This is a genomic window from Brevundimonas bacteroides DSM 4726 (assembly GCF_000701445.1).
Lineage (GTDB): Bacteria > Pseudomonadota > Alphaproteobacteria > Caulobacterales > Caulobacteraceae > Brevundimonas > Brevundimonas bacteroides.
In genome coordinates this window covers 246,654-258,846 of the sequence record NZ_JNIX01000007.1, presented here as the reverse complement: position 1 = coordinate 258,846, position 12,193 = coordinate 246,654, and the positions used below count along the sequence as shown (strand labels likewise).

13 protein-coding genes are annotated in these 12,193 nt (G+C 68.6%); 1 reads left to right on the top strand and 12 read right to left on the bottom strand.

Annotated features, from left to right (window positions below; translation table 11 throughout):
* The first annotated feature begins 4 nt into the window (after positions 1 to 4).
* On the top strand, positions 5 to 886 hold the full coding sequence (locus Q333_RS0103470; RefSeq protein ID WP_051651093.1) for an oxygenase MpaB family protein: 882 nt from the start codon (positions 5 to 7) through the stop codon (positions 884 to 886).
* On the opposite strand, the gene Q333_RS0103465 is transcribed toward Q333_RS0103470, so the two are convergent.
* The 12 genes from Q333_RS0103465 to ppsR form a co-directional block, all read right to left on the bottom strand.
* Entirely contained in the window at positions 883 to 1,512 is a 630-nt protein-coding gene (locus Q333_RS0103465; protein ID WP_029415355.1) for a squalene/phytoene synthase family protein, read from the bottom strand. The genes Q333_RS0103470 and Q333_RS0103465 overlap by 4 nt on opposite strands.
* Entirely contained in the window at positions 1,509 to 2,129 is a 621-nt protein-coding gene (locus Q333_RS0103460; RefSeq protein ID WP_029415354.1) for a DUF998 domain-containing protein, read from the bottom strand. Before Q333_RS0103460 ends, Q333_RS0103465 begins: the two co-directional genes overlap by 4 nt.
* Positions 2,130 to 2,136: 7 nt before the next feature.
* Complete coding sequence (locus tag Q333_RS0103455) at positions 2,137 to 2,757, bottom strand: membrane protein (RefSeq protein ID WP_029415353.1); 621 nt, start codon at positions 2,755 to 2,757, stop codon at positions 2,137 to 2,139.
* A 167-nt stretch (positions 2,758 to 2,924) separates the two neighbouring features.
* Positions 2,925 to 3,887, bottom strand: coding sequence for a protein translocase subunit SecF (gene secF / locus Q333_RS0103450; RefSeq protein ID WP_029415352.1), 963 nt, complete (start codon positions 3,885 to 3,887; stop codon positions 2,925 to 2,927).
* A gap of 5 nt (positions 3,888 to 3,892) precedes the next feature.
* On the bottom strand, positions 3,893 to 5,485 hold the full coding sequence (gene secD / locus Q333_RS0103445; RefSeq protein ID WP_029415351.1) for a protein translocase subunit SecD: 1,593 nt from the start codon (positions 5,483 to 5,485) through the stop codon (positions 3,893 to 3,895).
* Between the two features lie 30 nt (positions 5,486 to 5,515).
* Positions 5,516 to 5,845, bottom strand: coding sequence for a preprotein translocase subunit YajC (yajC, locus tag Q333_RS0103440; protein ID WP_029415350.1), 330 nt, complete (start codon positions 5,843 to 5,845; stop codon positions 5,516 to 5,518).
* A gap of 97 nt (positions 5,846 to 5,942) precedes the next feature.
* Complete coding sequence (locus Q333_RS0103435) at positions 5,943 to 6,992, bottom strand: peptidoglycan DD-metalloendopeptidase family protein (protein ID WP_029415349.1); 1,050 nt, start codon at positions 6,990 to 6,992, stop codon at positions 5,943 to 5,945.
* Between the two features lie 248 nt (positions 6,993 to 7,240).
* Positions 7,241 to 7,885, bottom strand: a complete 645-nt coding sequence (locus Q333_RS0103430) for a protein-L-isoaspartate(D-aspartate) O-methyltransferase (protein ID WP_029415348.1) — start codon at positions 7,883 to 7,885, stop codon at positions 7,241 to 7,243.
* A complete protein-coding gene (gene surE, locus Q333_RS0103425; RefSeq protein ID WP_029415347.1) occupies positions 7,882 to 8,658 on the bottom strand; it encodes a 5'/3'-nucleotidase SurE in 777 nt (258 codons plus the stop codon). The genes Q333_RS0103430 and surE overlap by 4 nt, the downstream gene beginning before the upstream one ends.
* Positions 8,659 to 8,729: 71 nt before the next feature.
* The gene (locus Q333_RS0103420; protein WP_029415346.1) at positions 8,730 to 9,113 is read right to left on the bottom strand and encodes a hypothetical protein; all 384 of its coding nucleotides are present in this window, start codon (positions 9,111 to 9,113) and stop codon (positions 8,730 to 8,732) included.
* Positions 9,114 to 9,116: 3 nt separating this feature from the next.
* On the bottom strand, positions 9,117 to 10,550 hold the full coding sequence (serS, locus tag Q333_RS0103415; protein WP_029415345.1) for a serine--tRNA ligase: 1,434 nt from the start codon (positions 10,548 to 10,550) through the stop codon (positions 9,117 to 9,119).
* 263 nt (positions 10,551 to 10,813) lie between these two features.
* Positions 10,814 to 12,181: a transcriptional regulator PpsR gene (ppsR, locus tag Q333_RS0103410; protein WP_035293750.1), complete on the bottom strand. Its 1,368-nt coding sequence runs from the start codon at positions 12,179 to 12,181 to the stop codon at positions 10,814 to 10,816.
* Positions 12,182 to 12,193: the final 12 nt, after the last annotated feature.

Here is a 12,193-nt window from a genome sequence, read left to right as displayed (position 1 = left end):
CGCCATGCGCCCCTCGGAGTTCGTCAAGGTCCGCGTTCGCCGTCGCATCAACGAACTGTTCAACGACTACGAGCGGGGCGAGCGGCCGGCGCTGCGCCGCGCCGACGCCCTGTTCCCGCCGGACTCGGTCGCCTGGCGGGTCAACGGCGACATCGTCACCATGATGATCGGCGGGGTGTCGGGCCTGCTGCTGCAGATGCTGCACCCGGCGGTGCTGGCCGGCGTCTGGGACCACTCCGACTTCCGCGCCGACATGCACGGCCGCCTGCGCCGCACCGCCAAATTCATCGCCGTCACCACCTACGACCACGCCCACAATGGCCAGGCCGCCATCGACCGCGTCCGCCGCATCCACGACAAGCTGGGCGGCACCCTGCCCGACGGCGCACCCTATCGCGTCCGCGACCCGCGTCTGCTCGCCTGGGTTCATGTCACCGAGATCACCAGCTTCCTCGACGCCTGGGTCCGCTACGGCGAGCCGGCGATGAGCCGCGCCGACCAGGACGCCTACATCGCCGAGATGGCACGCATCGGCCGCGTCCTGGGAGCGGATCCGGTGCCGAGCGACCGCGTCGGCGCGGACGCCCTGATCCAGTCGATGCGCCACGAACTGAAGGCCGACGCCCGCACGCGCGAGGTGGCCGACCTCGTCATGCGCCAGAGGATCGGCGGCGCGGCCGAACGCGCTTCGGCCGCCCTCGTCATGGCCGCCGGCGCCGACCTGCTGCCCCGCTGGGCGCGGGACATGCACGGCCTGCCGGCCGCCTCGCCCGCCACCCAGGCCGCGGCCCGCGCGCTCGCCCGCACCTTGGCGTGGGTCTACGATGGCTCTCCCAATCGCCGCGTCTGGCCTGCGGAAGTCACCGCCTGGCCCGAGAGCCGCTAGACGCGCCCCCGGGCCACGGCCCATGTCAGCCGGAGCGCTCTCGTGGGATCGTCGGCCGCGACCCCGATCAACGCCGCATGCGCCACCGCCGGAAATGCCGCCGCCGGCAGCGCTCTCAACGCCGGGTTCGCCACGGCCCGCATCGCCCGCGCCTCCTCGACCCGCCCGGTCTGAGCGAGGCCCCATATGCGCCCGGCCTCGACCACCGACGCCTCATGTCCCGCCCCCGCCAGCACCCGCACGCCCGCCTGCATCGGCCCGACGTAGAAGGCGTCCAGGTCGTGCGGCTCGCCATGCACCCGGCCTATGTGCGCCTCGATCAGGGCCTCGAACGGGTCCCGCTCCAGCCCGCGGCGCCCGACCGCTGTCGTCAGGGCCTCCAGCACCGGATGGCCGCGCCTTGGCTCGCCCGCGAAGACCCCGTCCATCTGCTCGCGCCACCAGGCATAGCGCATCTCGGCCAGGAGCGGCTGGGTCACCCGCGTCGGAATGGCCAGGAGCTCGGCCTCGAACGCATAGAGCGCGACCAGGTCGGCGCGCGCCTCGGCTTCGCCCGCGAAGCGGCTGGACAGCCAGCGGTCCGGATCTGCCGTCCGGACCTGGTCATCAAGGCTGGCCTCGCTCAAGATCCGACGGCCATCGCCGGTCGCGTCAGGCCCCAGCCCAACGACAGGGTGAAGACCATGATCGCGCCTTCCAGCCCCCGCTGGATCAGGCCAGCAGGCTCAGCTTCCGCGATCACACCGCCGAAGCCGAGGGCCGTCACTACAGTGCAGACGATCGATAGCAGGACCAGCCCGGGCCGTCCTTGAGCCGCCGCGACGAAGCCACCGAGCGCGAGGCCGACGATGGCCGTCAGATAGCCGCTTCCGCCGAACAGGTCGTGCATCAAGGCATTGAGCGACGGCGCCGCGCGCGAGCACTCGAATTCGCAGGGATAAACGCCAGCCGCTGAAAGGCTTAGCCCGTACCAGCCAAGCAGTAGCCAGACCGCGACAGCGAGACCGTTGCGGCGAGAAACCCACGCGGCAATCAGGCAACCGGCAGAAATGATCACGCCGGAGGGCACGAACCCGAGCCAGCTGACCGCCGGTCCGGTGACCGCTCCGGTCGCGCCCAGTTCGCTGATGTATTGCCGACTATGGTCATAGCCGGGATAGAGCGCTCCGCCGATCATGATCGTCAGGACCTGGATCAGGTTGCCCACGACCAGCAGCAAGAAGGCGAGGCGCCCGGCTGGCATCTGGAGATCAGCCAAACAGGGTCTGGTACATGGCCATGCTGGTCAGCATCGGCAGGCTCAGCAGCAGATTCGTCCGGCTGCCCAGCATCGCCACGCGCGCCGCCTTGGCCTTCTTGTCGTCGTCCACCACGACGATGCCCAGCGCCCGCTTCTGGTTCGGCCAGATGACGCCCCAGACGTTCAGGAACATGACGATCGCCAGCCACACGCCGACGCCCAGCAGCATGTAGCCCTGATCTCCCTGCACCACGCCGCCGGCCAGACCGAAGCTCATCACCTCCATCGCATAGCCGTGCCCGCGCAGGCCCAGGATCGCGAGGCCCGCGACCACGGTCGCCAGCGCCGCCCAGCGGAACCAGAACAGGGCCTCCGGAGCGATGTATTTCGTCACCGCCGGCTTCAGCTCGCCGGGGATGGTCGGCATGACCCGGATCTGCACGAAGTTGAAGTAGTACAGTAGCCCGATCCAGAGGATGCCGAAGCCCACGTGGCTCCAGCGCGCGACGGCCTGCCAGAAGCTGAGGTCGAATCCGCCCGGCGACACGCGCCCGAAGGCGAAGATCATCACCCCCGCCAGTACGAGGCTGAGGATCAGGGTGTTCCTGAAGTTCGAAAGCAGTCCGGCCATGTGAGTCCCCCGTGTCGTATGGCGGAGGCTTAGCGGCTAAGCGCGTCGGGGAGAAGGTGATTGGTGACCGGTGATGGGTGGTTAGGGCTCGTTCGGTCTGGTGTGGCGCCGCCAGACGCTCGCACCTTCGCCAATCACCAACCACCAACCACCAATCACCCGGCCCGTCAGGGCCGGCTCGCCATCCCCAGCTTCACCGGCTTGGCCTCTTCCGCGAACTCCCCGCGCTTGACGCCCCACAGCAGGATGATCGGCGCGGCCACATAGACCGAGGAATAGGTGCCGATGATGATGCCGGCCATCAGGGCGATCGAGAAGCCGAACAGGGCCACCCCGCCGAACACCGCCAGGGCCGCCAGCACCATGATCGCCGTCACGCCGGTGATGATCGTCCGGCTCAGGGTCTCGTTGATCGACAGATCGATCACGTCCCTCAGCGGCATGGTCTTGTACTTGCGAAGGTTCTCACGCAGGCGGTCGAACACCACGACGGTGTCGTTCATCGAATAGCCGATGACCGTCAGGATGGCCGCGACCATGTTCAGGTTGAACTCGAGCCGGAACAGCACGATCAGGCCGAACACCAGCACCACGTCATGGACCAGGCCAGCCACGGCGCCGAAGCCGAACTGCGGCTCGAACCGGAACCAGATGTAGGCGAACATCAGGGCGACGGCGGCGCCCAGCGCCAGCAGGCCCGAGGTGAACAGTTCGCTCGAGACCTTGGACCCCACCACGCTGACGCCGGAATAGGTCACGGCCCCGACCTCTGTCGTCACCGCGTTCTGAACGCGCTCGACGACGTCCGCCTGGGCCTGCCCTTCTGGGATCTGGAACCTCAGGATGGCGCTGGAGTCGTCGTCGATCCCCTGCACGCCGACGTCGCCCATGCCCAGGCCATCGACGGCCGAGCGCACCTGTTCCAGGTTCAGCGGCCGACCATCGGCGGTCGTCAACTCCATCGCCGCGCCGCCGCGGAAGTCGATGCCCATGTTCATGCCGGGATAGAAGACCCCGATCACCGAGGCGATGCACAGCACGGCCGACAGGGCGCCGAAGAACTTGGCGAACTTGACGAATTTCAGGTTCGTCTTGATCGGAACGATCTTGATGAGGGGCCACCAGGTCATCGCATTCACTCCGCGATCGGCAGTTTCTTGGGCCGCGTCGACTTCAACCAGTAGGCCAGCAGCACCTGCGCCACCAGCACGGCCGAGAACACCGAGGTGAACACGCCGATGGTCAGGGTCCAGGCGAAGCCGCGCACCGGCCCGGCCCCGAACACGAACATGATCAGCGCCGCCACCAGCGTCGTGACGTTGGCGTCTAGGATGGTGCCCCAGGCCTTGTTGAAGCCCGCGTCCATGCTGGCGATGACGGACCGCCCGGCCCGCGCCTCGTCGCGCATGCGCTCGTAGATCAGGACATTGGCGTCCACCGCCACGGCGAAGGTCAGGATCAGACCCGCGATGCCCGGCAGGGTCAGCGTCGCCTGGGTCATCGACATGGCCGCGATGATGAGCAGGCCGTTCAGCAACAGTCCCAGCACCGACACGCCCCCGAACAGGAAGCCGTAGGACAGGATCATGAAGACGATGATGATCGCGAACGCGATCGCGGTCGAAAGTGCGCCCGCCGCCACGGCGTCGGCGCCCAGTTCTGCGGTCACGGTGCGCCGCTCCTCGACCGTCAGGGGCGCCGGCAGCGCGCCGCCGTTCAGCAGGTTGACCAGCTCCGCCGCGCTCTCGATCGAGAAGCTGCCGGTGATCTGGCCGGTCCCGCCGGTGATCGCGCCCTGAATGGTCGGCGCCGAGATGACCCGTCCGTCCAGGATGATGGCGAAGGGCAGGCCGATGTTCTGGGCCGTCGCCTCGCCGAACCGGCGCGCGCCCTGGCCGTCGAAGCGGAAGTCGATGGCGGGACGGCCGCTCTCGTCGGCGCCGACGTTGGCCCGGGTCAGGTTCTCGCCCGACACCAGGATGCGGCGCTTGACCAGGTACGGCGTGCCCGTCTCGTCCTGCAGCAGTTCCGCGTCCGGCGGGATCAGGCCGGTCTGGAGCGCCTGGGTCTGGTTCTCGACGTCCACCATCTGGAAGGTCAGCTGGGCCGTCTGGCCGATGACCCGCTCCAGCGCGGCCGGATCGCTCTCGCCCGGGGCCTGGACCACAATGCGGTCGGCGCCTTGGCGGGTGATCGACGGTTCACGGGTGCCGAGCGAGTCGATGCGACGCCGCACGACCTCGATGGACTGATCCACGGCCTGCGAGGCCATGCTGTTCCAGACCGCGTCGGTGAAGGCGAACCTCAGCCGGTCCGAACCCACGCGCTGCACCGTCCGCTCGGGCTGGCCGTTCGCCCCCGGCGCGCCGGCCGCCTGTTGCAGAGCCTCATAGGCGGCGTCCTGCTGGGCTGCGCTGGCGAGCGTGATCAGGGCGCCGCGCTCCTCCCGCGCGATGGCGGTCGTGGCGATCCGCTCCTCGCGCAGGGTCACCCGCACATCCTCGACCAGGTTGGAGACGCGCTTGGCCCGCATCTCGGCCGTATCGACCTCGAGCAGCAGATACGATCCGCCGCGCAGGTCCAGACCCAGGTTCAGCGTGCCCTTGGGCAGGAAGCCCGGCAGGGCCTCGCGCTGCACAGGCGTCAGCACGTTCGGCAGGGCGAACAGCACCCCGAACACGACCGACAGGACGACGAGGATGACCTTCCAGCGCGACAGCTGAACCATGGACGGCGCTTTCGTTGCAGCGGACGGCGATCAGGCCTTGGCGGCGGGCTTGGAATCGTTGGCGGCGATGGCGGTGCGGTTCCGGACCTCGGCGATCATCGCCTTGACCACGCGCACATTGACCGACGGCGCGATCTCGACATTGACCTCGGCGTCCTCGACGCGGGTCACCTTGCCGATCAGGCCGGACGACAGGACGATGGTGTCGCCCCGCTTCACCGCCGCGATCAGCGCCGCATGCTCCTTGGCCCGCTTCTGCTGCGGACGGATCAGCAGGAAGTAGAACAGCACGAAGATGGCGATGAACGGCACGAACTGCACGATCAGCGCGACGATGCCGCCGTCAGCGGGTGTGGTCATGGTGTCTTCCCCGACAGTCGGGCCAGCCTCACAGTCGGGCGCCCTCACGAAAACAAGGCGCGTTACCTAGGGCCGGGCGTCGCAAGATGCAACGCGACTATCTGGGAAGCACCGTCAGCGGATCGATCGCCACCGGTTCGTCGCCCTGCATGCGCCGCGTCTCGAAGTGGATCGAGGGCCGTCCATCCCCCGCCGTCAGCCCGACCGTGCCGATCTGCTGACCTGCGCGAACGTCCTGATTGTCGTCGACCGTGGCCGAGCCCAGGTGCCCATAGACCGTCCGCCACCCGTCGCGATGGACGATCAGCACCGTCAGTCCCTGCCCCACCAGATCGTCACCGACATAGGCCACCCGCCCGTCCGCCGCCGCGACCACGCTGGCTCCGGCGGGCGCGCCGATGTTGATCCCGTTGTTGCGCTCGCCCAGACCCACCGGCCCGAAACGTCGCACGATCTCGCCGCGCACCGGCCACTGCAGGGCGACCGAGCCCGGCGCGGCCACGCCCGTCTGCCCGCTGGACGCCGGCTGGCGCGGCGGCGGCGGCGCGGCCGGATTGCCCGAAGGCGGCGGAGGCGGCGGGGGCGCGACCCCGTTCTCAGGCACCAGCACGCCCCTCGGCGTCGGCCCCGTCGCATAGGGGTCGGTCCCTGTGTCGACCGCGCTGTCCGGCAGGATGATCGACTGACCGACCGTGATCGCGCCCCTCGGCCCCAGGCCATTCAGGTCGATCAGGATCTGCACCGGCGTCTGGAACCTGCGCCCCACGCCCGAGATCGTGTCGCCCGGCTGGATCACATAGGCCGCGCCCGCGCTCACCGTCGTCGGCGCGCCGGCCGAGGGCGGCGGGACATAGGCGGGAGGCGGGGGATTGTAGGCGGGCGGCGGGGGCGCATCGCTCGCCCCGCCCGGCGGTGGCAGCGCCCCGCCCTCGATCGCCTCGACCGGCGCGGTCGCCGGCGGCGGGGCCTCATAGACCGGCGGCGCGGGCTGGCTCGGCGCGCCATAGGCCGGAGGCGGCACGTTCGCCCCATACCCCGTCATAGGCCGCGTCGAGTATCGCGGCGCTTCTGGATAGCTGGCGCAGGCCGTCGCCGCGAGCCCTGCGAGCGCGATCGCCCCTGCCTTGATCCACTGTCCGAGCGCCATCCGCCCCTCCGCCTTCATCGCCCCGAGTCGAGTTGCAGGCATACCCCCAAACCGCGCGAAAGTGGGGCGGAAAGGTTAATCGGGCGGCCCTGTCTCCTCCCCGTTCGCCTTCGGCGAACGGGGAAGGTGGCTGCGAGCTCTTGCGAGCAGACGGAGGGGTTCTCAGTGCGGCGAAAAACCCCTCCGTCACTCCGCTTCGCTCCGTGCCACCTCCCCATCGCTGCGCGACAGGGAGGAGACGCCTGCTCTCACCCCTCCTTCGCCGTGCCCTCGACGAGCGGCACGAACCGCACCTCGCACAGGCTCTCGCGCCGGAAGCTCCCGTCCGCCTGCCCCACATAGCGATGCAGCATCTGAACCGAGGTCCGCCCCACGGGCGCGACCAGCACCCCTCCGGGCTTCAACTGCTTCAGCAGTTCCGTCGGCTCGGTCGGCGCCGCGGCCGTGACCATGATCCGGTCGAACGGCGCCTGCTCGGGCCAGCCCAGTCCGCCGTCGGAATGCTTGGTGATGACGTTGTCGATCCCCAGCGTCCGCAACTTCGCCTCGGCCTCGACCAGCAGGCTCCGGTACCGCTCCACCGAATAGACGTACCGCGCCAGCCTGCTCAGCACCGCGCACTGGTATCCGCTGCCTGTGCCAATCTCGAGCACTCGGTGGCGCGGCTCGACCATCAGGGCCTGGGTCATCAGGCCGACGATGTAGGGCTGGCTGATCGTCTGGGCGCAGTCGATCGGCAGGGCCTGGTCCTCCCATGCCTGATCCAGGAACTTCTCGTGCACGAACACGGCGCGGTCGATGGACTCCATCGCCCCCAGCACCCGTGCGTCCGTCACCCCCTGCTGCCGCAGCGACAGGATCAGACGCCCGGCCCGGTCGTCCGACAGGTTCATCTGGGCGGAACCCCGCCCAGCACGCCCTTCAGCGCATGGATGCTCTCGCGGTGCGTCAGGTCGATATGCAGCGGCGTGACCGAGATCTTCCCCTCGTCCATCGCCCGCAGGTCCGTGCCGGGCGCATGGTCCTGCTTCGTCCCGCGGAAGCTCATCCAGAAGTAGTCGCGCCCGCGCAGGTCGGTGCGCCGGACCGCATGCATCTCGCCCTCGCCGCGAAAGCCCTGCCGCGTCACCTCGACCTCGGTGACGTCCTCCGGCGCCCGGGCGGGGAAGTTCAGGTTCATCACCACGCCCTCGGCCCAGGTCTGATCCAGCAGGCAGGCGATGATGGCGGGCGCGAACGCCTCCGCCGTCTCCCAGTGCGCGGTCACCTCGTCGTGAAACCGCTCCAGGCTCTGGCTCAGCGCGATCGATCGGATACCGAACGCCATCCCCTGCAGCGCTCCCGCCACCGTCCCGGAATAGGAGCAGTCCTCCCCCACATTGTGCCCCCGGTTGACGCCCGACAGCACGAGGTCCGGCCGCCCATCGAGGATGTCGTTGACCGCCAGCACGACACAGTCCGTCGGCGTCCCCGTCACCGCGAACCGCCGCTCCCCCAGCCGGTTGACGCGCAGAGGCTCGGTCAGGGTGATCCCCCGCCCCTTGCCCGACTGCTCCTCCTGCGGCGCCACGATCCAGACGTCGTCGGACAGCGTCCGCGCGATGCGCTCCAGACAGTGCAGGCCTTCGGCCTCCACGCCGTCGTCGTTGGTCAGCAGAATCCGCATCTATCCTTCGTCAGTCCGGGCGGCGCAGGGCGCGACCCGGAATGACGAAAGCGGGAGTGATCCGCAAGTCGTCAGGCGATGGCGTCGATCTCGGTCGCCAGGATCACGACCTCGCTCTCGCACTCGTTTCGGATGTTCGAGCCTTCCCAGGTGTAGCGGTCGCCCGGCAGGTCGTCGGACCATTCCATCGTCATGCCCGTGATCCGCACCTTCTGCCCGGCATATTCACCCACGGTGCGCTGGATGTTCCGGGGCAAGGCGCCCGACACGCAGGGCCGAGACAGGCCGGTGCGATAGCGGTTCTCGTTGGTGATCAGCTGGAACTCCTCGCCCGACACCCGGATCCAGCCTTCGAAGGTGGTCGGCTCCGACAAGGTCGGCTGGGCGGGCGTCTCAGCCACGGCGGGCGCGGACAGGATCATAGCGGCGGCGGCGATCAGAAGGGGGGTCTTCATCACTCAGGCTCCGATGTGGGTCACGCCCCCCATATAGGGGGCCAGCGCGGACGGAACGACGATCCGGCCGTCCTGATCCTGATAGTTCTCCATGATCGCGACGAGAGTGCGACCGACCGCCAGCCCCGATCCGTTCAGCGTATGCACGAACTCGGTCTTCTTCTCGCCCGCTCGCTTGAAGCGCGCATCCATCCGCCGGGCCTGGAAGTCCCCGCAGTTGGAGCAGGAGCTGATCTCCCGATACGTCCCCTGCGACGGCAGCCAGACCTCCAGATCATAGGTCTTCTTCGCCGAGAACCCCATGTCGCCCTTGCACAGCAGCATCCGCCGATAGGGCAGCTCCAGCTTCTGCAGCACGGCCTCGGCGCACGCCGTCATCCGCTCGTGCTCGGCGTCAGAGTCCTCCGGTCGCGTGATCGACACCAGCTCGACCTTGGAGAACTGATGCTGCCGGATCAGCCCGCGCGTATCCCGCCCCGCCGACCCGGCCTCGGCCCGGAAGCACGGCGTCAGCGCCGTCAGCCGCATCGGCGTCGCCAGCTCGTCCTCGGACAGGATCGTCTCACGCACGAGGTTGGTCAGGGAGACTTCGGCGGTGGGGATGAGCCAGCGGCGGTCTGCATCGTCAGTGAGCTCCGCGTCAGGGTTCTGGTCGAAGTAGGCTTTAGCCTCCGCCGGCCCGATCTCGGCCGCAAGTTTCAGCCCCTCTTCAACCCCAATGCGGAAATCAGAAAGGGCGTTTGAAAAAATGAGTTCACCGCGCTGCGCTTCGAACAAGTCCTCATGGAACTTCGGCAACTGCCCCGTCCCGAACATCGCCTCGTCCCGCACGAGGTACGGCGGATTGACCTCCAGATAGCCGTGCTCGGCGGTCTGCAGATCCAGCATGAACTGGCCGATGGCCCGCTCCAGCCGCGCCAGCCCGCCCTTCAGCACGGCGAACCGCGCCCCCGACATCTTCGCCGCCGCCTCGAAGTCGAGCAGCCCCAGCGCCTCGCCCAGGTCCGCATGGTCCTTGGACGGCCCGCCCTCCCGAGGCGTCCCCCAGCGCGAGACCTCGACATTGCCCGCCTCGTCCTCGCCGTCCGGCACGTCTTCAGTAGCCAGGTTCTTTTGCGCCGCCAGCAGGTCGTGGAGAGCCTTGCCCTTGTCGAGTTGTATGATCTCCTGAACCGCAATCTCGTCCTTGAGCGCCGTCACCTCGGCCTTCAGCCGCTCGGCCTCGGCCATGTCCTTCTTGCCCATCGCCGCGCCGATGGCCTTCGACGCCGCGTTGCGCCTGGCCAGAGCCTCCTGCCCCGCCGTCTGCGCCGCCCTCAGCTCCCGATCCAGCGCCAGCGCCTGATCGACGATGGCCTGGGCTTCCTCCACCCCCCGCGACCGCCAACCGGCGATGAAGTGGTCGCGATTCTCGCGGATGGCGCGGATGTCGTGCATGGCGGGCGGTCTTCGTCAGGAGGAAGCGGTTGCTCTAGCGGGCGTCGCGGGCGTCCGCAAAATCTTCCTTTGCCTCTCGCGGGTCGAGGAGGCCGCATGCAGCCGACGACCGGTGGCAGCCGAAGACTGACGGATGAGGGGTGAAACTCAGTGTCGGACGTGAGCGGCGAGGGTCGCTACCCATTCTCCCCGACGCCTCTCACCCTTATCCGTCTCGCTCCGCGAGCCACCTTCTCCCGCAAAGGGATAAGGCCCTCAGGCGGTCAGTCGTCTAGATCGCCCAAGCCGTAGCGGCGTAGCTTGGAATAGAGGCTCTGTCGGCTCAGCCCCAGCACATCGGCGGCCGAGGCGCGGTTGTCGTTGGTCAGCTTCAGCGCCGCCTCGATGCACAGCTTCTCGATCAGGTCGGTCGAGTCGCGTACGATGTCCTTCATCGGGGCCCGCCCGATCAACTGGGTCAACTGCTCGACCGACCGCGCCGTCGCGCCCAGTCCCACCGGCGTCGTCGACGCTTCCGCCCGCGCTATCCGCCGCGAAACGTTCCTGATGCTGAAGCCATAGGTCGGGGCCGCGTCGTCGGGCACGATGACCGCCGTGACCTCCACCTCCTCCGGCTCGCCATAGCCGGAGCGAACGACAGTTGCGAAATTCCGCAGCGAGCCATGCTCCTTCAGCTGGGCCAGCATGACCTTCAGATCGATCTGCGGCCGCCCCAGGAATCGGTCGAGCGGCAGGTGCGTCGCCTCCTCCCGACTGGCGAGATGGACCAGATCGAGGAAGGCCGGATTGGCGGTCAGGATGCGCAGGTCGGTGTCGGTCACCACGAAGGCGTCCGAGATCCGCGACAACACCGCTGTCAGGGCCGCGTTGGGATCTGTGACTGGCGCCAGGCTCTCGGGCGTGAGCCGCACCAGCAGCGAAGCCGTCCGGTCGTGGCGGTAGAGTGAGGCGGACAGCAGGCACGGGGCCCCGCCCGCCAGCCGCACGGTGGTGGACGCCCCTGCGGCGCTGCTGTTGGCCGACGACAGCAGCTCCTCGGCCTCGGCGAAGCTGGAGGAATCCAGCAGGGTGTTGAACGGCTGGCCGATTACGGCGACGGGATCGCGGCCGGTCACCTTCTGGACCGCCGGATTGGCCTCGCGGATGCGCCGGCTGGCCCCGTCGAGAATCAGCACGGCCTCGGACGCGCTCTGGAACAGCAGGCGATAGCGCTGCTCGGCCTGGCGCAGGCGCAGGTAGTCACGCTCCACCGACTGCTGCACGGCGAGCAGCCGCTGCTGCAGGATGGCCGAGGCCTGAAGATCGCGGCCGATGACGATGACGCGGCCGTCATCGCCCGCGGACAGGGCGAAATAGCGGACCGGAATGTCGGCACCGTCATCGGCAGGATGGTTCACCTGGCGCCAGCGGGCGGCCTGTCCCTTGAAGGCAGCGTCCAGCATCTCGGACACCTTGGCCTTGCTCTCGTCGGTGACGGTGTCGATCCAGCGCCGGTCCAGCCAGTCGCCAATGCCGTGCTCGGCCAGATCCCCGCTGGAGACCGAGACGTCGCGGATGACGCCTTCACGATCCAGAATCAGGGCGAGGTCGCTGGCTGCGGCGACGAGCCCCGCCGCAGTGTCTGCCGCCAAGCCTCCGAAGGC

Excerpts from the sequence above, each read along its gene's own strand:
- Q333_RS0103470 (WP_051651093.1), top strand. The coding sequence starts at position 5 with ATGCGCCCCTCGGAGTTCGTCAAGGTCCGCGTTCGCCGTCGCATCAAC.
- Q333_RS0103460 (WP_029415354.1), bottom strand. The coding sequence starts at position 2,129 with ATGCCAGCCGGGCGCCTCGCCTTCTTGCTGCTGGTCGTGGGCAACCTG.
- Q333_RS0103455 (WP_029415353.1), bottom strand. The coding sequence starts at position 2,757 with ATGGCCGGACTGCTTTCGAACTTCAGGAACACCCTGATCCTCAGCCTC.
- secF (WP_029415352.1), bottom strand. The coding sequence starts at position 3,887 with ATGACCTGGTGGCCCCTCATCAAGATCGTTCCGATCAAGACGAACCTG.
- secD (WP_029415351.1), bottom strand. The coding sequence starts at position 5,485 with ATGGTTCAGCTGTCGCGCTGGAAGGTCATCCTCGTCGTCCTGTCGGTC.
- yajC (WP_029415350.1), bottom strand. The coding sequence starts at position 5,845 with ATGACCACACCCGCTGACGGCGGCATCGTCGCGCTGATCGTGCAGTTC.
- Q333_RS0103435 (WP_029415349.1), bottom strand. The coding sequence starts at position 6,992 with ATGGCGCTCGGACAGTGGATCAAGGCAGGGGCGATCGCGCTCGCAGGG.
- Q333_RS0103430 (WP_029415348.1), bottom strand. The coding sequence starts at position 7,885 with ATGAACCTGTCGGACGACCGGGCCGGGCGTCTGATCCTGTCGCTGCGG.
- surE (WP_029415347.1), bottom strand. The coding sequence starts at position 8,658 with ATGCGGATTCTGCTGACCAACGACGACGGCGTGGAGGCCGAAGGCCTG.
- Q333_RS0103420 (WP_029415346.1), bottom strand. The coding sequence starts at position 9,113 with ATGAAGACCCCCCTTCTGATCGCCGCCGCCGCTATGATCCTGTCCGCG.
- serS (WP_029415345.1), bottom strand. The coding sequence starts at position 10,550 with ATGCACGACATCCGCGCCATCCGCGAGAATCGCGACCACTTCATCGCC.